The sequence below is a fragment of the Streptomyces sp. NPDC036822 genome (genome assembly GCF_055609145.1).
In genome coordinates this window covers 393,137-418,905 of record NZ_JBVJPY010000002.1, presented here as the reverse complement: position 1 = coordinate 418,905, position 25,769 = coordinate 393,137, and the positions used below count along the sequence as shown (strand labels likewise).

The following is a 25,769-nucleotide window of genomic DNA, read 5'->3' as shown; positions in this document are numbered from 1 at the left end:
GACCGTCAGCGCGGGAGGTCGAAGAAGGCGGCCGCACGGCCGAGCGCCGCCGGGTCGGCCTCGATGTCCCCCGCCTTGTGCGCGCGGGCCAGCAGCGCGCCCCGCCACTCCATGCCGAGGTAGTCCGCCGTACGCCGGAGCATGCCCGTCAAGGGCTCCGCGTCCGCGGCCTCGCCGCGGGCGTACGCCGTGACCGCCCACAGGCTCTTGCCCCGCATGCGCTCGCGGAAGTCGACGTCCGGCAGGCCGAGCCAGCGGGCCCAGTAGTCGAGGTAGAGCTTGGTCGACGCGGAGACGCTGTACCAGTGGAGCGGGGACGCGACGACGATGTCGGTACTGTCCAGGGTCGCGTCGAGCAGCAGCTTCTCCGTGCCGCACGGGACCGGTCCCGCCGGGTGGAGGGGCAGCGACAGGTCGCCGAGGTTCAGCCAGCTGCCGGTGACGTCCGGGGGGAGCCCCTCGGCGGCGTACCGGGCCAGGGTCTCGGTGTTCCCTCCGCTCCGGCTCCCGAGGATGAAGGCGAAACTCCGGCTCCGTACCGTCTCGAGCGTGGCACTCACAGCAGTCCTCACAGCTCGTCGTGGTCAGGCGGGGCCGGCGAGGGACCCGTGGGCGTCGGCGACGAGGCGCAGGTGCTGCTCGGCGTCGCTCAGCAGCTGGGGCGAGTAGTCGATCCGGCCGCCGGTACCGGCGTAGCGCCGCTTCTTCGCGCCGGAGGTCCGGCGCAGGATGGTGACGCTGTTCTGCATCAGCTTCTGGGACTCGAGCAGGCTGACGACCTCGAGCTCGCCGGGGTTGCGCTGCTGGAACTTCTCCAGGTACCGGCGGACGGCGTCACCCTCGGGGTAGGTCATCAGGTAGTGCATGACGATCAGGCCGCCGTCGGGGTCGATCAGGTCCCAGAAGTGGTCGAAGAACCAGAGGCACTCCCAAGCGTCGACCCAGGCGAAGTCGATGGGTGCGAACCCCTCGGGCAGTTTGTCGAGCGAGTCCTTCAGGTCCGCGTTGACGACGGTCACACGGTCGTCGAGGCCCAGCTCGGTGAGCACCTCGCGGACCCGGCCCGCAGAGGAGTCGGCGATGGAGAGGTTGTCGACGGCGGCCAGCCGGGGGCGGTACGGCTCCAGGTGCAGGGAGGGGGTCACCAGCGGCGGCTCGGCGAGCAGCCAGGCGTCGTCGAGCGCGCGGCCCGCGGCGAGGTGTTCGCGGGTCTTCGCCGCGAGGGCGAGGGACTCGGCGGCGACCGCCTTCTCCGCGTCGGCGAGCGCGGCGGCGAGGAACGGGGTCGTGTATCCCATGCCCACTTCGAGTACGCGGCGCGGGCGCAGCAGTTGGACCAGGTTCGCGAGGAGGGGACCGACGACCTCCGTGCCCATTCCGGGCACGGACAGCCGGGCCACCGCGGAACGGAACTCGTCACTCTGAATCGTTTGCGTCATTTCCTGCCCTTGTCAATGCGGTGTTGTGTGGACGCGTGCTCATAAGGCAAAGAACCCGGCGGCACCAGGCGGGACCGAAACCGAAACGGTGAGGTCTCCTCATCGTTTCCGGCGGGACGCTGCGGCAACAACGCCCTGTCCTAACATGTGTGCGCAGCGCATGATCACGCAGGGGGGCAAATGGTGCAGATAGGTTGCGATACCACGACATGTGGACCGGGTCTGTGCGAGGCGGGACTGCGGCGGTACCAGAGCGCCGTATGCACCGGGACGGTGGCGGCGGACCCGCCGGTGCACTGCGCCACGAGACTGGGACTGCTGGAGCCGGTCGTGGGGGAACCCGGCCTCCTGACGTCCGTCCCGCCCACGATCGCCGCAGGTCGGACCCTGACTCCGCTCGAGGAGACGCTCGCCGAGGGGAAGCGTCGGCTCGACGCCCTCACCAAGACCTTCGAGACGGCGGAGGCCGTCTTCAACGGGTCCCGGCAGAGCGTTCCGCAGACCTCGACCGTCCTGCGGGGCGCCCAGCAGATCGCCGAGACGATCGACATCGCGGTGGCGTGCTGCCAGTCGGAACTGCTCACCGCGCAACCCGGCGGCCGTCGTCCTCCCGAGATCCTGGAAGAGGTGGTCAGGCGCAATCTGGAGCTCCTGGAAAGGGGAGTCGCCCAACGCACCCTCTATCAGCACGCGGTATGGAATCACCCGCCCACGGCCGAATACATCCGGACCGTCGCGGAAGCCGGTGGCAGCATCCGGACCGTTGACGAAATGTTCGACCGGGTCATCATCTGCGACCGTACGGTGGCTTTCATTCCGACGAGTTCCGACTATCCGGACGAGGCGCTCGAGGTCCGGGATCCCACCATCGTCTGGTACCTGGCCAACGTCTTCGAGTACGCCTGGGCGCGTGGCACTCCGGTCGACCCGGCGGTCGCCAGGCGACCCGAGATCGTCGTCTCCGAGATCGAGCAGAGCATCATGCGCTTCCTGGTCGCCGGTCACACCGAGGAGAAGATCGCCCGGGGGCTCGGCATCAGCCGGCGGACCGTCGCGGAGTACATCAGCCGGATCTCCCGGCGCCTGGGCAGCGTCAGCCGGGCGCAGCTCGGCTATCTGATCGCGACCAACGGTCTGCTCCAGGACCGGGAGTTCGACGGTCCCGACCGTCCGGGCCCGGACGGTCACGGGTGAGACCCCGGGAAGTGGAGCCCGGCGCCGGCCGACCGGGCGCGGGGGCCCGGTACGGCCCGGACGGACCGCGGAGCCGACATCGGCTCACAGCCCCGCGGCCGCGCGCAGGGCGTCCACGCGGTCGGTGCGCTCCCAGGTGAAGTCCGGGAGCTCGCGGCCGAAGTGGCCGTACGCCGCCGTCTGGGAGTAGATCGGGCGGAGCAGGTCGAGGTCGCGGATGATCGCGGCCGGCCGCAGGTCGAAGACCTCCGTGACGGCCTTCTCGATCGTCGCGACGGACGCCTTCTCCGTCCCGAAGGTCTCGACGAAGAGGCCGACGGGCTCCGCCTTGCCGATGGCGTAGGCGACCTGGACCTCGCAGCGCGAGGCGAGGCCGGCCGCGACGACGTTCTTGGCGACCCAGCGCATGGCGTAGGCGGCCGAGCGGTCGACCTTGGACGGGTCCTTGCCGGAGAAGGCACCGCCGCCGTGACGGGCCATCCCGCCGTACGTGTCGATGATGATCTTGCGGCCGGTGAGGCCGGCGTCCCCCATCGGGCCGCCGACCTCGAAACGGCCGGTCGGGTTCACGAGCAGCCGGTAGCCGTCGGTGTCCAGCTTGATGCCCTCCTGGGCGAGTCCGCCCAGGACGTGCTCCACCACGTGCGCGCGGATGTCGGGCGTGAGCAGCCCGTCGAGGTCGATGTCGGCGGCGTGCTGCGAGGACACCACGACCGTGTCCAGCCGGACCGGACGGTCGCCGTCGTACTCGATGGTGACCTGCGTCTTGCCGTCGGGGCGCAGATACGGGACGGTCCCGTTCCTGCGGACCTCGGTCAGCCGGCGCGACAGCCGGTGGGCGAGGTGGATCGGCAGCGGCATCAGCTCGGCGGTCTCGTCGCAGGCGTAGCCGAACATCAGGCCCTGGTCGCCGGCGCCCTGCTTGTCCAGCTCGTCCTCGTCACCCTCGACCCGGGACTCGTAGGCCGTGTCGACGCCCTGCGCGATGTCCGGGGACTGCGCGCCGATGGACACCGACACCCCGCAGGACGCGCCGTCGAAGCCCTTGGCGGACGAGTCGTAGCCGATCTCCAGGATCTTCTCCCGGACGAGCCGGGCGATCGAGGCGTACGCGGTCGTCGACACCTCGCCCGCGACATGGACCTGACCGGTCGTGATCAGGGTCTCCACGGCGACCCGCGAGGACGGGTCCTCGGCGAGCAGCGCGTCGAGGATCGCGTCGCTGATCTGATCGGCGATCTTGTCCGGATGCCCCTCGGTCACGGACTCCGAGGTGAACAGACGACGTGACATGGTGCTTCCCTCCGGGGAAGTGGGGAGACGGGCGGCGGTGACATCGCGGGCGATCCGGTCGCAGACCGCCGCGGCGTGCTCGAAGAGGTAGAAGTGGCCTCCTGGCCAGGCGTGCCGGGTGGTCCGCGCGCGGGTGTGGCCGGCCCAGGGCGCGGCCAGCGCCGGACCCGCGACCGGGTCGTCCGCGCCGGTGAACAGCGACAGCGGCACCTCCAGCGGCGGGCCGGGGTGTTCCTCGTACGTGTCCACGATCGCGAGGTCGCCGCGGAGCGTCTCCACCATCGGCTCGACGAGGTCGGGAATCGCCAGCACCTCCTCCGGGGTGCCGCCGAGGTCGCGCATGAAGCCGGTCAGCCGCTCCGTCGACCAGAGGTGGCGACGGGCGCGGTCGGGCCGGTGCCCGGGGGCCGGGGCTCCGGAGAGCCCCACCCAGACGGGCGGCAGGCCCTCCCGGGAGAGCCGGCGCGCCAGCTCGTAGGTGATGAGCGCGCCCATGCTGTGCCCGAAGACGCCGTAGGGGCCGGCCAGTACGCGGCGGGTGAGCGGAGCGAGCCACGCGACCGCCTCGTCGGTGGTGCGGCAGCGTCCCTCCCCCGCCGACATCAGACGGCCGGGAAGATCCACGGCCAGGATCCGCCAGTCGGCGGGGAGATGGCGCACCAGTGGGGCGAAGGCGGCCGCCGAACCGCCGGCGTGGTGCACGAGCAGCAGGGTGAAGGGGGCGTCGGCGGCCGGCCGGGCCACCGGGCCCGCCGCGGAGGCCGCGAGGGCGGCGGGGGGTGGAGCCGGAGGTCCGGAGACCGGGGCGAGGAAGCGCCGCAGGTCCTTCCAGCCCGCCCAGGGCTGTGCGGGAGCGCTCATCGGCCTCGGAACTCCAGTGCGGTCACGCCCCAGGTGAAGCCCATCCCGCTGGTGGCGACGAGGATCAGGTCGCCCGGTTCCAGGCGCTTGTCGTCCAGGAGGCCGGTGAGGGCGATCAGCGGGTCGGAGCCGCCCATGTGCCCGTACCGGTGGTAGTTGAAGACGCTCTTCTCCGCGGGGATGCCGAGCCCGGCCAGCAGCTTCTCGTGCATGCCCTTGTCGCCCTGGTTGATCAGGAAGTGGGCGACGTCCGTGACCTCCTTGCCGAGGGTGGACAGCACGTCGGCGACACGGGCCGGGAAGTTCTCCAGGTAGGCGTCGCCCAGGCCCTGCCGGCGGCCGCGCCGGCGCATCAGGACCCGGTCGTCCTCCAGGTCTCCGGAGTAGTAGTCGGCCCAGGAGGGGTCCGTGCGCATGGACGACGTGAGGACCTCGAAGAGGCAGTCCTCGCGGCCGAGGAGGACGGCGGCCGGGGCGTCGCCGAAGTTGAACAGGGCCTTGGAGTCGGGGTCGTCCCGGTCGACGAGCCGGCTGAGGCGGTCCCCGATGAGGACCAGGGCGTAGGGGGCGCCGCCACCCAGCGCGAGTTCGGCCAGTCCGGTGCGTACGGCCGTCATGCCGCCGTTGCAGAAGTTGGTGACCTCGAAGCAGTGGGCGCCGAGGATGCCCAGTTCGTCGGCGACCTTGGCCGCCGGGGACCAGAACGGCTGGTCCCACTCGCCGGAACCGGCGTAGATCACCTGGCCGATCGCGTCCGGGGAGACGCCGTTGCGCTCCAGGACGGCCCTGGCCGCCTCCGCGGCCGGCTCCCAGGCCGTGTCGTCCTCACCGAGGACGGGGAACTCCTCGGTGTGCGTGATGGCCAGGATGTCGGCCACCGGTACGCCGGACGCCTCGTGCAACTCCCGCACGGTCACCCGCGACGAGGGAAAGGCCACCTCGAAGTCGACGATTCCGCCCACGGTCCCTGCTCTCCTTCGCTGTACGGTCATGACGGTCGCGGCCCCTCAGGCGGCCGGCACGGCGACCCGGGCGGCCCCCGCGGCGGACCGCTCGCGCAGTCGGTTCAGGTGCTCCAGGCTCGCCAGGACGGTCGGGGTCGGCAGCCCGAAGTCGATCAGGCAGGCCACCTCGTCCACGCCGATGGCACGGAACCTCTCCACCATCGGCTCGGCCTTCTCCACGGTGCCCAGCAGGCCCCCGTCGTCGAAGTAGCGGTCGAAGGACCGTGCCACGATGAAGTCGATGTCCTCGGGCGACAGCTTCGAGGCGTCGACGCGGCGGCCGTCGAGCCGTGAGCCCAGCAGCAGTCCCAGAGAGCTGCGCAGATAGTCACCGAGAGGCGCCCGTACGGTCTCGCGGACCTCGTCCTCGTCCTCGCCGAGGAAGGCGTGCACCATGAGGGCGACATGGCCGTTCCACCCCGGCCGGCCGAGCCCGGCGGCCGCCTCGCGGTATTCGGCGATCTTGTCGGCGAGGTCGTCGAGGTCCTGGCCCAGCAGATGGGTCAGCAGCCCGGCGCCGGAGCGGCCGGCGTTGCGGAAGGTCTCCACACCCCCGGCGCTGGTCACCCACACCGGAAGCTCGCTCTGGACCGGCGGCGGGAAGATGCCGAGTTCCTGTGCGGCGCCGACGCCGTCGGTGACCGCGATCTTCTCGCCGCGCCAGAGCGCGCGGACCTGCTCCACCTGCTCCAGCAGGATCTCCCGGCGGTTCTCGTAGTTCTCGGGGCGCAACGCGAAGTCCGTCGCGTGCCAGCCGGAGGCGAAGGACAGGCCCACCCGTCCGTGGGACAGGTTGTCCACGACCGACCACTCCTCCGCGATCCGCAGCGGATGGTGCAGGGGGGCGACGACGCTGCCCGCGCGGATGCCGACGCGCTCGGTCACGGCGGCGATCGCCGCGCCCGTCACGGACGGGTTGGGGTACAGGCCGCCGAAGGGGTGGAAGTGCCGCTCGGGGGTCCACACGGCGCTGAAGCCGTTGCGGTCGGCGAACCGGGCTCCCTCCATGAGGAGTTCGTAGCGGTCGCCCGAGCCCTCGGTACTGTCGTTGGCGAAGTAGAAGAGACTGAAGTCCATGGAGTTCTCCGGGTGTTGCTGGTCGGCGGTGGGATCCCCTGAGCTGTCCGCGGACGCGGCTCAGGCGACGGCCGGCTCGGCGCCGGGGTCGGGGACCGGGCGGCGGGTGCGCTCGGCCCAGGAGGCGACCGCGGGTGCGGCGAGGCCGGCGCCGAGAAGCAGGACGGCGAAGACGATCCAGGCGGGCCAGCCCAGCCGGACGATGAGCACGGTGGCGAGGGCCGGGGTGACCATCGAGCCGAGCTGCGTCGACATCCCGAACATGCCCTGGTACTGCCCCTGGGCGTGGTCAGGGGCCAGGCCGAAGGCCAGGGACCAGGAGCCGGCGCTGTAGAGCATCTCGCCGATGACGTGGACGACGGCGCCAGCGAGCAGGGCGGCGACGGCGACCCACACCGGCCGGTCGGCGGCCAGGGCGAAGAGGGCGCAGCACGCGGCGAGGAAGACACCGCACCTGCGCAGCGTCCGGGCGCCGCCGCGGACGTTCTCGCTGCCCTTTCCGGCACGGACCTGGAAGAGCACGACCATGATCGTGTTCAGGATGAGGATGACGGAGTACAGCCACTTGGGCGCGGAGGTCTGGCTGGTGATCCAGATCGGCAGCGCCACGGTGAGGATGGCGACGTTCATCACCAGGACCGAGTTGAGCAGCGCGACGGCGGCGTACGGGAGGTCGCGCAGGACGACCCACCTGGGTCCGGCGCTCTCCTTGGGGGTGGGGGCGACGGACGGGACGGTGAGGTAGGCGGCGCCCGCGACGAGGAACATGACGCCGCCGGCGATCAGCAGACCGACGTACGCCGGCCGGTTGTCGAACCAGAGGGCGACGGCGCCGGCCGCGGCCCCGAGGGTCACGCCGAGGTTGCTGACCGCCCGCATGTACGACCAGGCGCGGACGCGGTCCTCCTGGGGGATCAGCCCGGCGATGAGCGCGCCGCGGGCGGCGTCCGTGGAGGACTCGGCCATCAGCGCGAGACTGGTGACCACCACGAGGCCGGCGAAGCTCTCGACGAAGGCGTAGGCGCCCACGAACACGCCGAGCAGCAGCAGGAACCCGACGGTGGTGTTGCGCGGGCCGACGAGATCGGCCAGCCGGCCGGCCGGGATGCTCGCGGCCATGGCGAGGGCGGCGCCGATGCTGAGGGCGAGGCCGACCTGTTCGGCCGGGATGCCGACGGTGCGGGTGAAGAACAGCACGCTGACGGCCATCAGGACGCCGTGGCCCGCGGTCTTGGCGAAGTTGCTCAGACAGAGGGTGCGGACGATGCCGGGTGGCGGGACGATGTCATCGAGAAATGCCATGATGGCCTCCGTTGCCGGCGGCCGGTCCGGCCGCGGCGAGGTCGGGGGACGAGAGCTCGCGGGTGAGGAGCGGCCGGTCGATCTTGCCGTTGGGGTTGAGCGGCAGGCTGTCCAGGTGCCGGAATCGGCGGGGCACCATGTGGACCGGGACGCGCTTGCGCAGCCAGCGGGTGAGCGGCTGCGGTTCGAGGGGGGCTCCGGTGTGGCAGCCGACGAGTTCGACGTCGTCGCCGTGGCGGAGCGCGATGACGACGGCCTGCGTGATGTCCGGGTGGCGGCGCAGCGCGGCCTCGATCTCGCCGAGTTCGATGCGGTATCCGCGTACCTTCACCTGGTTGTCGAGGCGGCCGAGGTGCACCAGGTTGCCGGACTCCCAGCGCACGCGGTCGCCGGTCCGGTAGTAGTGCTCCGGGGTGAGCGGCCCCTCCCCCTGGTAGGGGGTGGCGCCGTTCTCGTCGTACCGGAGGAAGCGGCCGTGGTCGTCGGCCGGGTCGAGGTAGCCGTCGAAGCGCTGGGAGCCGCGTACGCACAGCTCCCCCTCCTCGGCGGGCCGGCCGTGCTCGTCGAGCACGAGGTGGTCGAGGAAGTCGTAGACGGGCCCGATGGGGACGGTGTCGTTGGAGGTGGCCGGCCACCGCGCGGGATCGGCGGGGAGGGCGAACTCTGTGCAGGCGACGGTGAGTTCGGTGGGTCCGTAGACGTTCTCGATCGCCGCCTGAGGGGCCGTCGCGCGCCAGGCCTCGGCCTGGTCGTAGGAGAGCTGCTCGCCGATGAAGACGCTCATCCGCAGGTCGGAGGCGACCCCGGTGGGCAGGTTGCCCAGCTGGGCGCTGACGGAGACCACGGACGGCACCGAGAACCAGTGGGTGATCCGGTTGTCGACGATGTAGTCGACCGGCGAGAGGAGCTCCGCCCGGCCGGGGACGACGAGCGTGGCGCCGCCGCCCCAGGTCACGAAGAGGTCGAAGACGGAGGGGTCGAAGGTCAGGTCGAAGGTGTGCGAGGTCCGGCAGCCGGGGCCGATGCCGTACCGCTCGATGTTGTGCGCGAGGTACGGCGAGAGGTTGCGGTGCCGGATCGGCACGCCCTTGGGCCGGCCCGTCGAGCCGGAGGTGAACAGGACGTACGCCACGTCGTCGGGTCCGGTGGTGTACGGGGGCAGCTCGGGCGCCGGGGTGGTGTCCGCCCGGCCGGCGGCGGCCACCTCCTCGGCGTCGAGGCGCAGTTCGGTCGGGACGAGTCCGCCCAGTTCCCCGTCGAGCTGGCCCGCGTCCCCGGCGTCCACGACGAGCACCTCGGTGCCCGCGAGTTCGCAGATCATCCGGTTGCGAGCGGCCGGGAAGGCCGGGTTGACGGGGGTGACGGTCGCGCCGAGCCGCTGGCCCGCCAGGTAGGCGGCGAGGACGGCGACGGTACGGGTCGCCATCACGGAGATCCGCCGGGGCACGGAGCCGTGCGCCTCCAGGATCCGGGCGGCGACGTGCTCGGCGGCGCGGCGCAGCTCGCGGTAGTCGAGCCGGGCGCCGCCGGCCTCCACGGCCGGCTCGCCGGGGTGGCGCTCGACGGACCGGTCGAACCATTCGTACAGCGTGTCAGCCATGGGTGGCCTCCGCGGCGGTCACGGGAGCGGCGAGGTCGGGGGCGTCGAGCCGCATGGTGGTCGGCGGTTCCTGCCGTGCGGGCTCGATGTGCAGCAGCTCGATGTCCTCGCGGTCCGGGCCGGTGACGGCTGCGGCGCAGGGGCAGGCGTCGCCGGTGAATCCGGCGAAGCGGTAGGCGACCTCCATCATCCGGTTGCGCGCGGTGCGCCGGAAGTCGGCAGCCAGGTGCACGCCGGCGGAGGCCGCCTGGTCGGTCAGCCAGCGCAGGATGACGGCGCCCGCGCCGAAGGAGACGACCCGGCAGGAGGTGGCGAGCAGCTTGAGGTGCCAGACGCCGGGCAGCCGTTCCAGCAGCACGATGCCGACGGCGCCGTGGTCGCCGAAGCGGTCGCGCAGCGAGATCACGAGGACCTCGTGGCCGGGGTCGGCCAGCAGGCCCCGCAGCTCGGCGTCGCCGTAGTGGACGCCGGTGGCGTTCATCTGGCTGGTGCGCAGGGTCAGTTCCTCGACCCGGGCGAGGTCCGCCTCGGCGGCCCGTCCGATGGTCATGACGAGGCCGAGGGTGCGCAGGAACTCCTCGTCGGCGCCGGTGAACTCCTCGCGGGCGGCCTCCCGGCGGAACCCCGCCTGGTACATCTCCCGGCGGCGGCGCGAGTCCTCGGTGGTGACGGGGTCGAACTCGGGCCGGCCGGTGAGCTCCAGGACCTCCTCGGCCGGGTAGCAGCGCACGTCGGGGAGGTGGTGGGCGACCTCCGCGCGCTCGGTCGGCTGGTCGTCGACGAACGCGATCGTGGTGTGGGCGAAGCCGAGCTGGTCGGCGATCCTGCGGACCGACTCGGACTTGGGGCCCCAGCCGATGTGCGGGAGGACGAAGTACTCGGCGACGCCGAGCAGCTCCAGTCGTTCCCAGGCGTGGTCGTGATCGTTCTTGCTGGCCACGGCCTGGAGGATGCCCCGCCGGTCGAGGGTGGCGATCACCTCGCGGACCTCGTCCGAGAGCGTGACCTCCCCGTCCTCCAGGAGCGTTCCGCTCCACAGCGTGTTGTCCAGGTCCCACACCAGGCACTTGACGGCGGTCGTGGTGTCCTTCACGGTCTCGGCCACGGTCACACCTCCCACAGGGTCACGGCCCAGGCGGCGACCGGGCTGTTGTTGAGGACGAGCACGAGGTCGCCCGGGGCGAGTTCGCCGGCCGCGAGGAGCCGGTCGAGGTTGAGTACGACGTCCATGGCGCCGAGGTGGCCGTACGCGGCGAGGTGCTCGTTGCACACGGGGTGGATCGGCAGGCCGAGGAGGGTCTCGTAGAAGCGGTAGGCACTCGCCGTGACGTTCTGCATGAGCGTCGTGGCGACGGCGTCCTTGTCGACGCCCGCGTCCGCCAGCACCTCCTCGACCATCCGGCCGAGCCGCATCCGGCTGTTCATGGCGAGTTCGAAGCGGTACCGGTCGGGCGACCGGCACTCCTCGCGCCACTCGTAGTGCGGGACCTGCTTGTAGTCGACCTGGAAGAGGTCGTGGAAGCTGCCGTCGGTCTCCATGCGGTGGGCCCGCAGGACCGGCCGGCCGCCCCGGACGAGCGTCATGGCGTACGCGCCGTCGCCGATGACGGTGACGGGGTGGCGCACCCGGTCGAAGCCGGTGGGCCTGCTGCCGTGGGCGATGAGCACGCCCTGCCGGGACGGATCGGCGAGCAGCAGGTCCCGGCCGAGGGCCCAGGCGGCGCTGGAGCCGGTGCAGCCGAGGCCGTCGACGGTGAAGGCGAACGCGCCGTCGAGCTTCGCCTCCGCCTGGACGCGGCAGGCGTCCGAGCCGAGCAGCACGTCGGGGGCGCGGGGGCTGACGAGCATGAGGGTGTCCGGCATGCCCGGCGCGCCGGGGGTGGTGTCGTCGAGCGAGTCGAGCAGACCGCGCACGGCCTGGACGGCGAGGTCGCCCGCGGTGTGGTCCTCCAGGACGCCGACCGTCGCGATCCCGCTGTCCCGGGCGAACTCCGCCTCCTCCGGGGAGAGCCCGGGGAACTCGGGGAGGTCGGTGACCGGGGTGCGCAGGGTGGGCAGGACGGTGTGGATGGATCCGATGCCGATGCTCATGACCACACCGCCAGGGCGTGCTTGCCGAGCAGGAGCTGGCTGATCTCGTTGCTGCCCTCGATGATCTCCATCAGCTTGGCGTCGCGGTACGCACGGGCCACCGGGCCGCCGTCCCGGGCGCCGGCCGAGGCCAGCACCTGCACGGCGGACGCGGCTCCGCGCGCCGCGTGACCGGCCGCCAGGTGCTTGGCGGTCACGGCGGAGGTCACCAGCTCGGGGCTGTTCTCGTCCCAGCAGAGGCTGGCCCGCTCGCAGCAGCGGACCGAGGCCTCCTGGGCGACGTGCAGCTCGGCGAGGTGCCGGGCGACCAGCTGGTGGTCCGCGAGGGGCGAGCCGAACTGCTCCCGGGTGGAGGCGTGAGTGGCGGCGGCCCGCAGGCAGGACCGCAGGATGCCGACACAGCCCCAGGCCACGGACACCCGGCCGAAGGTCAGCGCGGAGGTCACGAGCCAGTCGACGGGGAGCCCGGCGCCGCCCAGCAGGCTGTCGGCGGGCAGCCGTACGCCGTCGAAGGTGACGTCGGCGTGGCCGGCGGCACGGCAGCCCATGGGGTCGGCCACCCGCTCCACGGTCACGCCGGGGGCGTCCGTGGGGACGACGACGGCGGCGGCGCCGTCGCCGTACCGGCCGAAGACGACGAGGTAGTCGGCGTAGGCGCCGACGGTGATCCACGTCTTGCGGCCGTCGAGGACGACCGAGTCGCCGTCGGGGCGGACGGTCGTCGTCATGGCGCCCAGGTCACTGCCGGCTCCGGGCTCGCTGAAGGCGACCCCGGCGAGCCGGCCGCCGGTGAGCTCGTGGAGGTAGACGGCCTTCTGCTCGTCGCCGCCGAGGCGTTCGACGGTCCAGGCGGCCATGCCCTGGGAGGTCATGACGCTGCGCACGGACGAGCACAGGGAGCCGACGTGGGCCGTCAGCTCGCCGTTGTCCGCGCTGCTCAGGCCGAGACCGCCGTAGGCGACGGGCACCTGGGCGCACAGCGCGCCCTTGCCGCCGAGTTCGCGCAGCAGCGCGAGGGGCAGCTCACCGGTCCTGTCCCAGACGTCGGCCCGGTCGCCGATCAGCTCCGTGGCCAGCTGCTCCGCCTCGGCGCGTGCGGAGGGCCGGCCGGTCGGCTCACTCATCGCCCGCGCCCCGCAGGCGCAGCACGAGGGCGGTCATCGCGTCCACGCTGCGGAAGTTGTCGAGGGTGAGGTCGGAGCCGCCGACCTGGACGCCGAAGGACTGCTCGACGTGCACCAGCAGCTCCATGGCGAACAGGGAGGTGACCAGGCCGGTGGAGAAGAGGTCCACGTCGGCGGCGACGGCCGTCCTGGTGCGCTGCTCCAGGAAGGCGGTCAGCGTCTCGCGGATCGTCCGGGTGTCCTGCTGGGTGGGGGTGCTCATGAGGTGCTTCCTCCGTATTCGAAAAATCCACGTCCGGTCTTGCGGCCGAAATCGCCGGCGGCGACCTTCTCCAGAAGCAGTGCGCAGGGCTCGTAGCCCGCGTCGCCGGTGCGCTCGTGCAGCACGCGCAGGGAGTCGACGACGTTGTCGAGGCCGATCAGGTCGGCCGTGGCGAGGGGTCCTGTGGTGTGACCCAGGCAGCCTTCGAAGGCGGCGTCGACGGACGCCGGGTCGGCGACGCCCTCCGCCACGATCCGGGCCGCCTCGTTGATCATCCGCTGGAGGATCCGGTTGATCACGAACCCCGGTCCATCGCCGACGACCACGCCGGTCTGGCCGAGCGTCTCCAGGAGGGCGCGGGCAGATTCCAGGGCCGCGGCGCCGGTGCGCGGGCCGCGGATCAGCTCGGCGGTGTGGATCAGGTAGGGCGGGTTCATGAAGTGGATGCCGGCCAGGTCCTCCGGCCGGGCCACCGCGTCGGCCTGTTCGTCGATCGGCACGGCCGAGGTGTTGGAGATCAGCAGCGTTCCGGGCGCCACCACGGCGGAGACCTCGGCGAGCACCTTGGCCTTGAGCGGGGCCAGTTCGGTGACGGCCTCGACGACCCAGGCCGCTCCGGCGACGTCCTCGACGCGGGTGGTGGTGACCAGTTCGCCGGTGGCGCCCTCGCGGGGCAGCTTGCCCATCATGCGGGCCAGCCGCAGCTGGCCGGTGGCGGCCGTGCGGGCCTTGGCGAGGATGTCCTCGGAGACGTCGACGAGGATCACGTCGACACCGCGGCCGAGGGCCAGGGTGGTGATGCCCGTACCCATCACGCCGGCTCCGATGACCGCGAGCGGGCCGCTGGCCGGGCCGGCACCGCCGTCGGCCGTCAGGTCGTGCGTCGCGCTGTCGCTCACTTCTCCCCCTGGGTGTCGGCGCCCGCGCCCTCGGCCGCCAGGGCCGGCAGGAGCGAGCCGATGTCGTCGGTCCGGTGGGCCAGGAAGGCCAGCCCGTTGCGGAGCTGCTCGCCGGTGACGAGCGGGGACAGGCCGTTCTTGCGCAGCCAGGGCTGCCAGCCGCGCGCCTGGACGCCCGCCTCCTCCAGCTCGTGGCCCTCCATCTCGTACAGGGCCGTGGCGGACAGCACCTTGCTGCCGGTGGCCTGGGCCTGGACGGCGACGAGCCGCTGCCACTCGGCGAGGGGCACGGTGCGGGTCGGCAGGCCCGCCTCCTCGAGGGCCGCGAAGAGGTCCTCGAGGCTCGGGGAGATCTCGTCCACCAGGTGGTAGGCGCGGCCGACCGACTTGGACGACATCGCGAGCTCCGCGACGGCACGGGCCAGCACGTCGACCGGCGAGACCGGCATCCCCCGGTCGTCGACCGGCCGGGCGCCCACGACCAGGCCGCTGGCGAGGAGGAACCAGATGAGGTCCTTGTCGTTGCAGGCGCCCGTCGCGCTGGAGGCCATGATCAGGCCGGGGCGGAAGACCCGGACCCGCATCCCGTCCTGGTCGGCGCGCTCCAGGATCCGCTCGCCGACCCACTTGCTGACGCCGTATCCGCCGAGCTGGGGGTCGAGGGGCTGCTCGCGGGTCTCCATCAGCCGCCCGTCCGCGCCGGCGGGCGCGGTGGCCGCGACGGTGGAGATGAAGCTGATGTCGCGGATGCCCAGGGGGCGCATCCAGTTCAGCAGGCCGACCAGCGGCAGGATGTTGTCGTCGCGCAGCATGCGGTACGGCTCGGTGAAGACGACCTTGGCCGCGCAGTGCAGTACGTGTCCGATCCGGGTGGCGAGTTCGCCGCCCCGGTACGTACGGCAGAGCGTCCCGATGTCGCGCAGGTCGCCGGGGACGGCGTGGACCCGCTCCGGGTCGGGCGCGGGCAGCCCGAACTTGGCGGCGGTGGCCGTGAGCCGCGCCATGCCCTCGGCCTCGTCGGCGGCGCGGACGACGCAGTAGACCCGGCCCTTGGAGGCGCGGAGCAGCTCGTCGAGGAGGAACGCGCCGAGGTAGCCGGTGGCCCCGGTGAGCAGGACGTCCTTGCCGGGCGCGGACTGCTTGGCGAGCGGCTCCAACGGGATCTGGAGGTCGGCGTCGACGAGGGCGCCGTCGCCGTCGGCCGCCGGGTCGACCTCCGCGTCGCCCAGCTGGGCGCCGTTCTTGAGGCCCTCGACGATGGTGGTGAGGCGCCGGATCGTGGCCTGGCTGCCGCCGGCCCGGTGGATGTTGATCAGGACGCCGAACCGCTGCTGGATCTCCAGGACCATCTGGACGGAGAGCAGCGAGGTGCCGCCGAGGGAGCCGAACTCGTCGTCCAGGCCGATGGTGTCCAGGCCGAAGAGGTCCTGCCAGAGCTTCGTGAGGCCGGCCTCGACCGTACCCTCGGCCGCGGTGGACACCGCGCTCGTGCCGCCGGCGGGGGCGGCGGGTTCGAGGGGCCCGTCGAACGCCGGGAGCCGGTCGAGCGCCCAGTGGCGCTTGCGGGTGAAGGGGTAGGTGGGCAGCGCGACCCGGCGTCCGGCGTGGCCGCCCAGCGCGCTCCAGTCCGCCTCGGCGCCGTGCAGCCACGCGGTGGTGACGGCGTCGTCGAGGAGGTCGGCCAGGGTGTCGGCGTCGAGCGGGGTGGTGTCCGGGAGGGTGACGACGTGCCGGCCCTTGCCGGGCTCGCCGTGGCCGACGAGGACCGGGAAGCGCTCCTCGGGGAGGGCGTCCAGCGGTGCGGTCAGGGGGTCTCCCAGCTCGGGCAGCGCGGCGCGCAGCCCGGCGATCAGCTCGGCGGGCGGCTGCGGTGCGTCCACGGCGGGCAGGACGAGCACGGGACGGCGGCCGGCGGCCCGCTCGGTGCGCACCGCCGGCGGCCGGGGCAGCCGCAGGGCGGCGGTCAGGCGCTCGCGGGGCGCGGTGACCACGCGGCGTTCGGCGAAGGCCGCGCGGCCCACCCGCAGGGTGTGGGCGACGTCGTCGGCGTTCAGGCCGCCCTCGTCGAGGGCGTCGGCGAGGCGGCGGGACTGCTGGTCCAGTTCGGCCCGGGTACGGGCCGAGAGCACCAGCCGTACGGTGGCGCGCGGCGGGGCGGCGGCCCGTACCGGCTCCGGCGGCGCGGCGAGCACGATGGCGGCGTTGGTCCCGCCGACGCCCATGGAGTTGACCAGGACGTGGCGGTCGGCGTCGGCGCACTCCTCGCCCGAGGTGGTGACGAAGAAGGGGCTCTCGTCGAGGATGCCGGGGTCGCGCGGCCGCTCGAAGGTCGGGTGCGGCGGGATCTTGCCCGTACGGGCGACGTGGACGGCCTTGATGAAGCCCGCGATGCCGGCGGCGGGGCCGGTGTGGCCGATGTTCGACATGACCGAGCCGAGGGCGCAGTAGCCGCTCTTGTCGGTGGTGGCGCGGAACGCCCGGGTGAGGGCGATCAGCTCGATGTTGTCGCCGACCGGGGTGGCGGTGCCGTGCGCCTCGACGTAGCGCAGCTTGTCGGCGGCGACGCCGGCGGTGCCGAGGGCGGCCGCGACGACGTCGGCGACGCCGCGCGGGCTGGGGGCGATGAAGCCGAGCCGGTCGCCGCCGTCGTTGCCGACGGCGCTGCCGCGGATCACGGCGAGGACGTTGTCGCCGTCCGCGAGGGCGTCGTCGAGGCGGCGCAGGGCGACGACGCCGACGCCGGAGCTGTAGGTCGTGCCGGTCGAGCTCGCGTCGAAGGAGCGGCAGTAGCCGTCCTCGGAGAGCACGCCGCCGGGCTGGTGGCGGTAGCCGCGGAAGGGCTCCAGGACGGTGGCACCGCCGGCCAGGGCGATGTCGCACTCGCCCGAGAGCAGGCTGAGGGTGGCGTAGTGCACGCCGTAGAGCGAGGAGGAGCAGCCGGTCTGCAGGCTGACGGCGGGACCGCGCAGGCCCAGCTTGTAGGCCGCGCGGGAGGTCATGAAGTCGGCCTGGCCGCCCACGGTGAGTTCGAGGTCGTCGACGGCCGCGCGCAGCCCCGACTCGCGGGCCTTGGCGGCGAGCAGGGCGGCGGAGTAGTTCCCGGCGGCGCTGCCGGCGAAGACGCCCACCACGGGGCCGTCCTTGCGGACGGGGTGTCCGGCGGACTCCAGCGCCTCCCAGGCGGCTTCGAGGAAGATCCGCTGCTGGGGGTCGATGGTCTCGGCCTCGCGCGGCGGGTAGTTGAAGAACTCGGAGGCGAAGTCCTCGACACCCGGGAGCGTGGTGGCCACGCGGACGAAGGCGGGGTCGTCGAGCATCTCGGACGTGACGCCGGCGGCCTTGAGCTGCTCGGGGGACATCTCGCGCATGGAGATGACGCCACGGTCGATGTTGCGCCAGAACTCCTGGGGGGTGGTGGCGTCGGGGTAGCGCAGGCCGATGCCGATGACCGCTATGTCCGTGCTGTTCGTCATGGTTGCGTTCCCCTGGCTCACTCGGAGACGAGCTGGTCGCGGCGCGCGCGGCCGATCAGGCCGCCGCGGTTTCGGGCACCCAGTTCGGTCAGCCCGGTCTCGGCGCCGGCCGGGTCGGCCAGCAGCGCGACCTGGGCCTTGACGGTGCTGTGCTGGAAGAGGTCGGAGACCTTCAGGGTCCGTGTGGTCAGCGGCTCGAGCTCCTCCCAGAGCATGATGAGCAGCAGGGAACTGCCTCCCGCTTCGAGGAAGTTGACGTCCTCGGGTACCTGGTCGGCGCTGTCCAGGTCGAGTACGTCGGCCCATGCCTGCCGGACCCGGGCGAGGAGCTCGGTCTCGGAGAGCGGGGTCGTGGCCACGGTGTTGTTCACGAAGTGCTCCTGGTGAGGGGGTGGGAATCGGGATCGGCCGCGAGGTCCTCGGCGGCGGCGACCACGTCGGCCAGCAGGGTGCGCGCCGTGTCCTGCGCGAACAGGCCGACGGCGTACGACAGGGCGAGGTCCAGCCGTCGGTCGGCGGCCTCGGTGGCGACGAGTTCGAGCTCGTACTTGATGTGCAGGGGATCCAGCGGGAGCAGTCGGGCGGTGGTGCCGGTGGTGAGGGCCGGCGGGCCCACGGCACCGCTCTGGGCGCTGAGGAAGACGGGCGTGAGGGCCGGGCGGCTCAGGTCACGGTCGCTGTGCAGCTCGTTGGCCAGGACGTCCAGTGCCACGTCGGCGTGCCGGTAGGAGACGGCGCAGCTCTCCCGGGCCTGGTCGAGAAGCTCGCGCCAGGTGGGCTCCTTCCGCAGGTCGAGACGGAGGATCAGGGTGTTCACGAACATCCCGATCGCCTCGGCGGCCGACGGGTCGTCGCGCCCGGCCCAGGGAAAGGCGAACAGGAAGTCCCGCTGGGCGCCGCGCCGGGCCAGGGCCGCGGCGAGCAGCGCCGCGGTGGTCATGAACAGGGTGCAGCCGAGGGTGTCGCCGAGGGCCCGCAGGCGGGTGGCCGTGGCGGCGGGCAGCCGCTGGGTCAGGAGGGCCGCCTCGGTGGACTGGAGTTCGGTGCGCGGCCGGTCGTGCGGCAGCACGATGTCGTTCGGCGCGCCGCGCAGGTGCTCCAGGAGGGCGGCGGCCCGCTCCGTCTCGGCGGCCGCCGAGGCGGGCGGGGCGGGGGTCAGGCACGCCGGGTGGACGGGCTCCCCGAGGTCCGGGGCGGAGCCGCGGGACAGGGCGCGGTAGGCGGTGCCGATCTCCTCCAGGAGGAGGTCGCGGGACCATCCGTCGGCGACGATGTGGTGCACGACCAGGGCGAGGACGGTCCGGCCGGACCCGAGGGCGAGGATCTCCGCCCGGGCGGGCGCCTCCCGGGCCAGGTCCACGGGCGCCCAGCACAGCCGGGACAGCCGGCCGCGCAGGGTGTCCGCGTCCCACGCGGCGGCGTCGGTGACCGTGGTGGGGGCCGGGGCGCCCGACGTGCGGTAGCAGACGTGGCGCTTGCGCCGGTCGAGGAAGAAGAGCGAGGACAGGGCGGGGTGCCGGGTGAGGACCAGGTCCACGGACCGGCGCAGGACGTCCCGGTCCACCGGCCCCTCGTACTCGACGAGCGTGGGGATCAGATAGGCGGCGCGCAGCGACGGGAGCCGGTCGAGGAACCAGAACCGCTGCTGGACGGGGGACGCCGGATGGGCGTCGTCGTCCGTGGGCGGGGACCCCGCGGGGGCCTGTTCGGTGGCGTCCGGTGTGGCCTGGGCGGCCGCCGTCGCCTCGGTGAGGAGCCGGGCGAGCCCGGCGACGGTGGGGTCGGGCAGGAACGCGCGCGGGGAGACGGTCAGGCCGTGCCGCCGCTTGACCTCGGCCAGCATGGTGACGGCCAGCAGCGAATGGCCGCCGAGTGCGAAGAAGTTGGAGCCGGGGGTCAGGGTGCCGGTGTCCGGGGCGGGGCCCGCGCCGGCCCGTCCGGCGAGGGCGGAGACGAACAGCTCGGCCGCGTCCGCCTCGGCGCCGGTGAGCCGCGCGGCGGCGGTTCCGGTCGTTCCGGACGGCCCGGCCGGTGCGTCCGGGTGGGGTGACACGGCGGGCACGGGCGGCAGCTCGTCGGCGGACGGCTGGCCCGGGAGGGCCGGCAGCGCGTCCAGCGGCCGGGCCGGGTCGCCCACCGCCTCCGCGAGCAGCAAGGCCACGCCCTCCGCCAGGGCCCGGGCCGTGGCGGGCGCGTAGAGCAGGGTGTCGTGCTCGACGGTGACGTCGAGCCCTTCGGGGCCGTCCTCGATCATCAGCAGCAGGTCGAACTTGGCCGTGCCGGTCCCCAGCACCACGGGGGCGGTCCATCCGGTCCGTCCCGCGCGGGGAGCGGGCGTGTTCTGGTAGACGAACCCGACGTCGACGAGCGGCAGGCGTCCCGTGCCGCGCGCGGCGGTGGCGGCGGCGGTCAGCCGGTCGAAGGGCAGGCTCTGGTACGACAGCGAGCGGAAGGCCTCCTTGCGGGCCGCCGCGCACAGGTCCGCGAAGGAGCCGGCGGGGTCGACCCGGCAGCGCAGCGGCACGGTGTTCACGAAGAAACCGACCGACTCCTCCAGGTCGGCGTGGACCCGGTTGGCGGTCATCGTGCCGAGCAGGAAGTCGCTCCGTCCCGACCAGCGCTGGAGCACGGCCTGGACCGCCGCCATGAGGACGACGTACGGGGTGGCGCGGCGAGCCCGGGCGAACTCCGCGACCGCGGTGCGGACCGGCGGCGGGACGGTGAGGGTGTACCGCGCGCCGGGCCGGGTCCCGTCCGGTGCGGGGTCCCCCGGCGAGCGTCCGGCGAGGGACAGACCGGGAGCCACCCGCAGCAGTTCGGCGACCCGCTCGTCCAGGCGCCGGACCGCTTCCGGGTCGTGCTCCGCGCGGCGTTCGAGCGCGGCGAAATCGGCGTAGCGGGCGGGGAGGGCGGGCAGGTCCGCCGGGCCTCCGTCGGCCGCCGCCTCGTAGGCCCGGGACAGGTCGTCGAAGAGGGGGGCGAGCGACCAGCCGTCCACGGCGATGTGGTGGATGGTGAGCAGGACGGCGTCGCCGTCGGGCAGTCCGCGCCACAGCGTGCAGCGCAGGACGGGGCCCCGGTCGAGGTCGAAGGGCTCGCGGCCCCGCTCCTCCGCCTCGCGCTCCGCGCGGGCGAGGGCGTCGGGCGCGCCGCCGAGGTCGACGACGTCGACGGGGACGGGCGCGGGGTCGAGCACGATCTGCGCGGGCCGGCCGTCGTCCAGCCGGAAGACCGTGCGCAGCGGTTCGTGCCGGGCCGTGACCGCCTCCAGCGCGGCGCTGAGGGCATCGGGGTCCAGCGGGCCGCGGGCCCGGAAGAACAGCGGGACGTTGTACGTGGCGTTGCCGGGCGCGGCGGCGTCGACGAACCACAGCCGCTCCTGCGCGAAGGAGAGCGGCGCCGGGAGGGAAGCGGTCACGGGGCGGCCACCACCGGCATCGAGGCCACGTGGGAGGCCAGTTCGTCCAGACTGTCGGTCAGCAGCACCGCGCCGGCCTCGACACGGACGCCGAGCCGCTGGTGCACCCGGGCGGCGACCTGCATCGCGAGGATCGAGTTGCCGCCGAGGTCGATGAAGTTGTCGGCGGGGCCGACCGCCTCGGTGGCGAGCACGTCCCGCCAGATGGCGAGGAGCGCGGAGGTCACGGCCTCGTCGGCGGCGGACACGCCGCCGTCCGCCACGCCGGACGGCGGATCGAGCGGCCGGCCGGCGGGCTCGTGGAGCGCCTGGCCGACGGGCGCTTCGAGGAGGCGCAACAGCTGCGCCCGGTCAGCCTTGCCCGTCGAACCGAAGGGGACGCGGTCGAGCACCAGCCAGCGCGCGGGCAGCATGTAGCTGGGCAGGGTGCGCCCGAGACGCTCGTTCAGGGCGGCGGGCAGCTGCTCGCGGCTCACCTCCGCGGCGGCTTCCCGGGCGGGGAGGACGAAGCCGACCAGGGAGGCGGCCGGGCCCTCGCCGATCTTCTCGACGAAGGCCGAGTCGGCGAGCCCGCAGTTCAGCGCGGTCCGCTCGATCTCCTCCAGCTCGATGCGGAAGCCGCGCAGCTTGACCTGCCGGTCGGTGCGCCCGAAGAGCTCGACGGCGCCGCTCGCCAGGAGCCGGCCGGTGTCGCCGGTGCGGTAGATCCGCCGGCCGGTCGCGGGGTGCGTGACGAACCGCTCGGCGGTGAGTTCGGGGCGGGCGAGGTAGCCGAGGGCGACGCCGGGACCGCCCACGCACAGCTCGCCGGTCTCGCCGGCGGGAACCTCGTTCAGGTCCGCGTCGAGGAGCAGCAGGGTGGTCTCCTGGAGGGCGTACCCGACCGGGACGCGGTCCAGCCCTTCGAGGCTCTCGTCCGTGCAGTCGAAGTAGGCGGCGAAGGTCGTCGTCTCGGTCGGCCCGTAGCCGTTGACCAGCCGGCCGGGCGGACCGGCGGCCAGGACGCGGCGTACGGCGCCCAGTTCCAGCTGCTCGCCACCGACCACGACGGTGCCGACCGTGCCGAAGGCGTCGGCGCACTCCCGCGCCACCGTGTGGAAGAGGGAGGTGGTGAGGAACATCGCGTCGATGCGCTCGGAGCGGATCAGCGCGGTCCAGTCGTCCATGGCCAGGTCGGTGACGGACGGGAAGACCACGACGGTCGCGCCGGCGCAGAGGGCGTTCCAGACCTCGAACGTGGTGGCGTCGAACGCCGGGTTGGCGGAACTGGCCACCTGGTCGCCCGTGTCGACGGTGCAGAAGCGCGCGTTCAGGGCGAGGCGGAGTACCGCCCGGTGGGGGACGACGACGCCCTTGGGGCGTCCGGTGGAGCCGGAGGTGAAGTTGACGTACGCCGGGTCGTCCCGCTCGCTGTCCACGGCGGGAAGCGGCAGGCCGGGGTCGGTGTCGGGGAGGGCGAGCGGCTCGACGCCCTCGGGCAGCCAGGCCGGCAGATCCGCCCATCGTCCGCGGGCGGCGTCCTCCGCCCGCGACGAACGGACGATCACCCGGGAGCCGGACTCGGCGACGATGTCGGCGAGTCGGCTGGTGGGGGCCAGGCCGTCCAGGGGAAGGTACGCGGCTCCGCAGCGCAGGATGCCGAGGAAGGTCACGATCAGGTCGGCCGACCGGTCCTGGGCGACCGGCACGAGGTCTCCCCGGCCGACTCCCCGGCCCGCGAGCTCCGCGGCCAGCCAGCCGGCGCGCTGCCACAGCTCCCGGTACGAGAGCGCGAGGCTCTCCGCAGGGTCGCGCACGGCACAGGCGTCCGGCTGTTTCCCGACCCAATGTGACACGACGTCGTGCACGTTGGCTGCCGCCATTTCCTACCCCTTCAGTGGATCCGAAACGAACTGGACGTCAGCGGTGCCGGTTCATCCCCAGCCGTGGTCGTCGAGCGGGCTGGCGGTCACCGTGCCGGCGTCTTCCGGGGCGCCGAGTTCCGCGACGAGGCTTCTTCCCCAGCCGTGGTCGGCGGCGATACGTACGGACGAGACGGACGCGGATTCCGCACCCGACCGGAGTTCCGCCGAGACGGCCGGGACGGCCAGGAGGAAAAGGGCCGACATAGCCATTCCGGTGGACGTGACGAACCTGTTCGTACGCATGGCTCTCGCTTTCGGTCACCGGCCGGTGGGGATTGCCCGGCCGAGTTCGCATTCCGACGTCCTCATCGTGTGGCGGCCGGGGAGTTGGAAGCAAGAATCGGCCGACGCATGCCTGTGCGACGCATGTTCATGCGGACCGGTGAATCGGACATCCTGGACCGGGGCAGTGACCCGGCATCAGGAGGTCGCCTATCGTTGACCCGTGTCCATCAGGGGCGCGGGAACCGCTCGACGACCGGCCGTGGAACCTGGATCCGGCCCCAACGGAGGTTTGCAGTGACGCTTTTCAGCCACGACCTGACAGATTCCGCCCAGCTGCGCCCCCTGGAACCCTGGCAGGCGGAAGAATTCGCCCAGTACGTCGACCGGGTACGGCCTCATCTCGCTCCGTGGCTTCCGTGGGCCCACTTCATCAAGGACCCCGACTCCGCGCGCCAATTCCTCCAGAGGTACGCGGACACGCAGAGTCAGGACGGCGGCCGGATGTTCGGCCTCTGGGTCGACGGGAAACTGGAGGGCGGGGCGCTTTTCCGTATCTTCGACGTGCCCTCCGGCGTATGCGAAATGGGTGTCTGGCTGTCGCCCGACGCACAGGGAAAGGGACTTGTCACACAGACGGCCCAGCATCTCGCGGACTGGGCTTTCCGGGTACGCGGAATGCACAGGATCGAATGGCGTGTGACGCCTGCGAATACCCGCAGCATCGCTGTGGCGAAGCGCCTTGGAATGCGGTACGAAGGTACGCTCCGGCAGGTCTTCGCATTCAACGGCGTGCGCCAGGACCTGGAGATCTGGGCCCTGCTCGCCGACGAGAGCGCGTAACGGGGGGCGGCGGGAGAGGCCGGCCATGCGCGACCCGCGCCCGCTCGATCCGACCACGGCGACACCGCTCGGCCCGCCTCCTGTGCCGTCCGGATCCGGGGGCGTGCCGGTGGCCGTGTGGCTGGTGGACGCCCGGGAGCAGGGTGACGCGGCGGCCCGGCTGGCGCCCGGGGTGCTGGACCCGGCGGAGACCCGCCGGGCGGCCTCCTTCGTACGGGACGCGGACCGGCGCTGCTATGTGACGGCCCATGTGGCGCTGCGCTTCCTGCTCGGCGCCCGGCTCGGCATCGCCCCGGGCCGGGTGCGCCTCACCCGCGAACGGTGCCGCGCGTGCGCGTCCTGCGACGGCTCCCACGGACGGCCGGTGACCGAGGACGGACCGGTCCACTTCTCCCTGTCGCACGGTGGCGATCTCGCACTGGTGGCGCTCGGCCCGGTGCCGCTCGGGGTGGATCTGGAACCCCTGCCGTCACCGCGGACCGTGCGGGCCATCACCGGCCAGCTGCACCCGGACGAGGTCGCGGAGCTGGCCGCCCTGGAGCAGAGCGCGCGCCCGGCGGCCTTCGCCCGGGCGTGGGCGCGCAAGGAGGCCTATCTCAAGGGCCTCGGCCTCGGCCTGGCCCGCGGTGTGGCGCTCGACTACGTGGGCACCGGCCCCACCGCGCCGCAGACACTTCCCGGCTGGTCGATGACCGATCTCACGGTGCCGGAGGGCTTCGCGGCGGCCATGGCGGTGACGTCCCCCACCCGCCCGGTCGGCCCCGTCGTCCCGGTCACCCCGACGCCGTGGAGACGTCCGCCACCCCGTGCCGTGAACGCGCCCGCCACTCCCCTGCCGCGCGCGCGGACTACGCCGGACTGAGCCAGTGCGGGTCCGGCACCACCGTCAGGACCGCCGAGACCAGGACGACCGCCACCAGGACCCCCAGCTCGATCCGGGCGGGCGTCTCGGCGTTCCCGCCGCGCAGCATGCGCCGTCGTGCGGTGAGGGCGAGCATGCTCGCGACGCCGATCAGCGCGAGTTTGGCCAGCATGACCCTGCCGTACGCCGTGGCCAGGACGACGTCCAGGGGCAGCCGCCGCAGGGTCGAGAACGTCCCGGTGACCACGAGGGCGGCGAAGAGGCAGGCCGCCAGACGGGCGTACCGGACCAGCACCTCGCGCCCGCCCCGTCGCAGCCGCATGGTCCGCAGCACGTGGAGCAGGGTTCCGAACCAGAGGGAGCCGGCCGTCAGGTGGACGACGGTGAGCGTGACACCGACCGCCGGGCTGTACGCCTCCGGGTGGGCGCGCAGGGCCTCGGCGCCTATCACGACGGCGAGGGGCAGGAGGGCGAGCGTGGGCCGGCGGCTCGCGGCGCAGAGGGCCGCGAGGGCGAAGGCGTTGGCCGTGACGAGGAGCAGCCGGCCTTCGCGCATGCCGTACACGGTGGTGAGGCCGAGGCCGCTGACGGCGGCGAAGAGCAGGAGCAGCGCGGCGGACGCGGCGGCGCCGAGCAGCGAGGCGGCGGCGGACCAGCGGCGCGGCTGCGGGCCCTGGCGGGCCAGCCGGACACCGGCGAGTTCACCCAGATGGACGGCGAGGCCGACCAGGACGAACATCCTCAGCAGGGTGGTGGTGCCGGCGGCGGGGATCCGGAGTTCTCCGGTACCCGCCTGGGCTATACCGGCGCCGAGCAGGGCGACGGTGAGGACGGCGAGGGCGGCCAGGACCGCAGCCGTCAGACGTATCGGGGTGCCTACGGGTCCGGGAGGCGTCACCGG

Annotated in this window: 21 protein-coding genes and 1 pseudogene; 3 read left to right on the top strand and 19 right to left on the bottom strand. The window is 73.1% G+C overall.

Going from position 1 to position 25,769, the window contains the following annotated elements; all coding sequences use genetic code 11:
* Positions 1-5: 5 nt before the first annotated feature.
* Complete coding sequence (locus ACZ68P_RS06235) at positions 6-560, bottom strand: flavodoxin family protein (protein WP_471003348.1); 555 nt, start codon at positions 558-560, stop codon at positions 6-8.
* A gap of 24 nt (positions 561-584) precedes the next feature.
* The gene (locus ACZ68P_RS06230) at positions 585-1,439 is read right to left on the bottom strand and encodes a class I SAM-dependent methyltransferase (protein ID WP_471003346.1); all 855 of its coding nucleotides are present in this window, start codon (positions 1,437-1,439) and stop codon (positions 585-587) included.
* Between the two features lie 330 nt (positions 1,440-1,769).
* Here ACZ68P_RS06230 and ACZ68P_RS06225 point away from each other — a divergent pair, with 330 nt between their 5' ends.
* Positions 1,770-2,633, top strand: a complete 864-nt coding sequence (locus tag ACZ68P_RS06225) for a helix-turn-helix transcriptional regulator (RefSeq protein ID WP_471003343.1) — start codon at positions 1,770-1,772, stop codon at positions 2,631-2,633.
* Positions 2,634-2,717: 84 nt separating this feature from the next.
* Here the strand turns inward: ACZ68P_RS06225 and metK are convergent, their stop codons facing one another.
* From metK to ACZ68P_RS06145, 16 genes and pseudogenes are all read right to left on the bottom strand, one after another.
* Entirely contained in the window at positions 2,718-3,926 is a 1,209-nt protein-coding gene (gene metK / locus ACZ68P_RS06220; protein ID WP_471003885.1) for a methionine adenosyltransferase, read from the bottom strand.
* A 57-nt stretch (positions 3,927-3,983) separates the two neighbouring features.
* Positions 3,984-4,787, bottom strand: a pseudogene (locus ACZ68P_RS06215) (thioesterase II family protein); the annotation flags it as partial.
* The gene (locus ACZ68P_RS06210; protein WP_471003340.1) at positions 4,784-5,749 is read right to left on the bottom strand and encodes a 3-oxoacyl-ACP synthase III family protein; all 966 of its coding nucleotides are present in this window, start codon (positions 5,747-5,749) and stop codon (positions 4,784-4,786) included. The gene ACZ68P_RS06210 and the pseudogene ACZ68P_RS06215, both read right to left, overlap by 4 nt.
* Positions 5,750-5,794: 45 nt before the next feature.
* On the bottom strand, positions 5,795-6,868 hold the full coding sequence (locus tag ACZ68P_RS06205; protein WP_471003337.1) for an LLM class flavin-dependent oxidoreductase: 1,074 nt from the start codon (positions 6,866-6,868) through the stop codon (positions 5,795-5,797).
* 60 nt (positions 6,869-6,928) lie between these two features.
* Positions 6,929-8,170: an MFS transporter gene (locus ACZ68P_RS06200; RefSeq protein WP_471003334.1), complete on the bottom strand. Its 1,242-nt coding sequence runs from the start codon at positions 8,168-8,170 to the stop codon at positions 6,929-6,931.
* Positions 8,154-9,770, bottom strand: coding sequence for an amino acid adenylation domain-containing protein (locus ACZ68P_RS06195; RefSeq protein ID WP_471003331.1), 1,617 nt, complete (start codon positions 9,768-9,770; stop codon positions 8,154-8,156). Before ACZ68P_RS06195 ends, ACZ68P_RS06200 begins: the two co-directional genes overlap by 17 nt.
* Entirely contained in the window at positions 9,763-10,875 is a 1,113-nt protein-coding gene (locus ACZ68P_RS06190; RefSeq protein ID WP_471003329.1) for an HAD-IIIC family phosphatase, read from the bottom strand. Before ACZ68P_RS06190 ends, ACZ68P_RS06195 begins: the two co-directional genes overlap by 8 nt.
* Positions 10,876-10,877: 2 nt before the next feature.
* Entirely contained in the window at positions 10,878-11,861 is a 984-nt protein-coding gene (locus tag ACZ68P_RS06185; RefSeq protein WP_471003326.1) for a 3-oxoacyl-[acyl-carrier-protein] synthase III C-terminal domain-containing protein, read from the bottom strand.
* Entirely contained in the window at positions 11,858-12,985 is a 1,128-nt protein-coding gene (locus ACZ68P_RS06180; protein WP_471003323.1) for an acyl-CoA dehydrogenase family protein, read from the bottom strand. Before ACZ68P_RS06180 ends, ACZ68P_RS06185 begins: the two co-directional genes overlap by 4 nt.
* Positions 12,978-13,247: an acyl carrier protein gene (locus tag ACZ68P_RS06175; RefSeq protein WP_471003320.1), complete on the bottom strand. Its 270-nt coding sequence runs from the start codon at positions 13,245-13,247 to the stop codon at positions 12,978-12,980. Before ACZ68P_RS06175 ends, ACZ68P_RS06180 begins: the two co-directional genes overlap by 8 nt.
* Positions 13,244-14,146 (bottom strand): 3-hydroxyacyl-CoA dehydrogenase family protein, encoded by a 903-nt coding sequence (locus ACZ68P_RS06170; RefSeq protein WP_471003317.1) that lies wholly within the window; start codon positions 14,144-14,146, stop codon positions 13,244-13,246. The genes ACZ68P_RS06175 and ACZ68P_RS06170 overlap by 4 nt, the downstream gene beginning before the upstream one ends.
* Positions 14,143-17,619, bottom strand: a complete 3,477-nt coding sequence (locus ACZ68P_RS06165) for a beta-ketoacyl synthase N-terminal-like domain-containing protein (RefSeq protein ID WP_471003314.1) — start codon at positions 17,617-17,619, stop codon at positions 14,143-14,145. The genes ACZ68P_RS06170 and ACZ68P_RS06165 overlap by 4 nt, the downstream gene beginning before the upstream one ends.
* Before the next feature lie 17 nt (positions 17,620-17,636).
* Entirely contained in the window at positions 17,637-17,990 is a 354-nt protein-coding gene (locus ACZ68P_RS06160) for an acyl carrier protein (protein ID WP_365716710.1), read from the bottom strand.
* Positions 17,987-21,037, bottom strand: a complete 3,051-nt coding sequence (locus ACZ68P_RS06155; protein WP_471003311.1) for a condensation domain-containing protein — start codon at positions 21,035-21,037, stop codon at positions 17,987-17,989. The genes ACZ68P_RS06160 and ACZ68P_RS06155 overlap by 4 nt, the downstream gene beginning before the upstream one ends.
* Positions 21,034-22,899: a non-ribosomal peptide synthetase gene (locus ACZ68P_RS06150; protein WP_471003308.1), complete on the bottom strand. Its 1,866-nt coding sequence runs from the start codon at positions 22,897-22,899 to the stop codon at positions 21,034-21,036. The genes ACZ68P_RS06155 and ACZ68P_RS06150 overlap by 4 nt, the downstream gene beginning before the upstream one ends.
* 51 nt (positions 22,900-22,950) lie before the next feature.
* Positions 22,951-23,184 carry a hypothetical protein gene (locus tag ACZ68P_RS06145; RefSeq protein WP_471003305.1) on the bottom strand — a complete coding sequence of 78 codons (234 nt, stop codon included), beginning with the start codon at positions 23,182-23,184 and terminating at the stop codon, positions 22,951-22,953.
* Between the two features lie 276 nt (positions 23,185-23,460).
* On the opposite strand from ACZ68P_RS06145, the gene ACZ68P_RS06140 reads away from it, so the two are divergent.
* Positions 23,461-24,006: a GNAT family N-acetyltransferase gene (locus tag ACZ68P_RS06140; RefSeq protein WP_471003302.1), complete on the top strand. Its 546-nt coding sequence runs from the start codon at positions 23,461-23,463 to the stop codon at positions 24,004-24,006.
* A gap of 25 nt (positions 24,007-24,031) precedes the next feature.
* Positions 24,032-24,868 carry a 4'-phosphopantetheinyl transferase family protein gene (locus ACZ68P_RS06135; protein ID WP_471003299.1) on the top strand — a complete coding sequence of 279 codons (837 nt, stop codon included), beginning with the start codon at positions 24,032-24,034 and terminating at the stop codon, positions 24,866-24,868.
* Here ACZ68P_RS06135 and ACZ68P_RS06130 read toward each other — a convergent pair.
* Positions 24,855-25,766 carry a CopD family protein gene (locus ACZ68P_RS06130; protein ID WP_471003296.1) on the bottom strand — a complete coding sequence of 304 codons (912 nt, stop codon included), beginning with the start codon at positions 25,764-25,766 and terminating at the stop codon, positions 24,855-24,857. The two genes, ACZ68P_RS06135 and ACZ68P_RS06130, sit on opposite strands and share 14 nt — an antisense overlap.
* Positions 25,767-25,769: the final 3 nt, after the last annotated feature.

Bases quoted from the DNA above. Each gene is read 5' to 3' on its own strand.
- ACZ68P_RS06230 (WP_471003346.1), bottom strand. From the start codon at position 1,439: ATGACGCAAACGATTCAGAGTGACGAGTTCCGTTCCGCGGTGGCCCGG.
- metK (WP_471003885.1), bottom strand. From the start codon at position 3,926: ATGTCACGTCGTCTGTTCACCTCGGAGTCCGTGACCGAGGGGCATCCG.
- ACZ68P_RS06205 (WP_471003337.1), bottom strand. From the start codon at position 6,868: ATGGACTTCAGTCTCTTCTACTTCGCCAACGACAGTACCGAGGGCTCG.
- ACZ68P_RS06200 (WP_471003334.1), bottom strand. From the start codon at position 8,170: ATGGCATTTCTCGATGACATCGTCCCGCCACCCGGCATCGTCCGCACC.
- ACZ68P_RS06195 (WP_471003331.1), bottom strand. From the start codon at position 9,770: ATGGCTGACACGCTGTACGAATGGTTCGACCGGTCCGTCGAGCGCCAC.
- ACZ68P_RS06185 (WP_471003326.1), bottom strand. From the start codon at position 11,861: ATGAGCATCGGCATCGGATCCATCCACACCGTCCTGCCCACCCTGCGC.
- ACZ68P_RS06180 (WP_471003323.1), bottom strand. From the start codon at position 12,985: ATGAGTGAGCCGACCGGCCGGCCCTCCGCACGCGCCGAGGCGGAGCAG.
- ACZ68P_RS06175 (WP_471003320.1), bottom strand. From the start codon at position 13,247: ATGAGCACCCCCACCCAGCAGGACACCCGGACGATCCGCGAGACGCTG.
- ACZ68P_RS06165 (WP_471003314.1), bottom strand. From the start codon at position 17,619: ATGACGAACAGCACGGACATAGCGGTCATCGGCATCGGCCTGCGCTAC.
- ACZ68P_RS06150 (WP_471003308.1), bottom strand. From the start codon at position 22,899: ATGGCGGCAGCCAACGTGCACGACGTCGTGTCACATTGGGTCGGGAAA.
- ACZ68P_RS06145 (WP_471003305.1), bottom strand. From the start codon at position 23,184: ATGCGTACGAACAGGTTCGTCACGTCCACCGGAATGGCTATGTCGGCC.
- ACZ68P_RS06135 (WP_471003299.1), top strand. From the start codon at position 24,032: ATGCGCGACCCGCGCCCGCTCGATCCGACCACGGCGACACCGCTCGGC.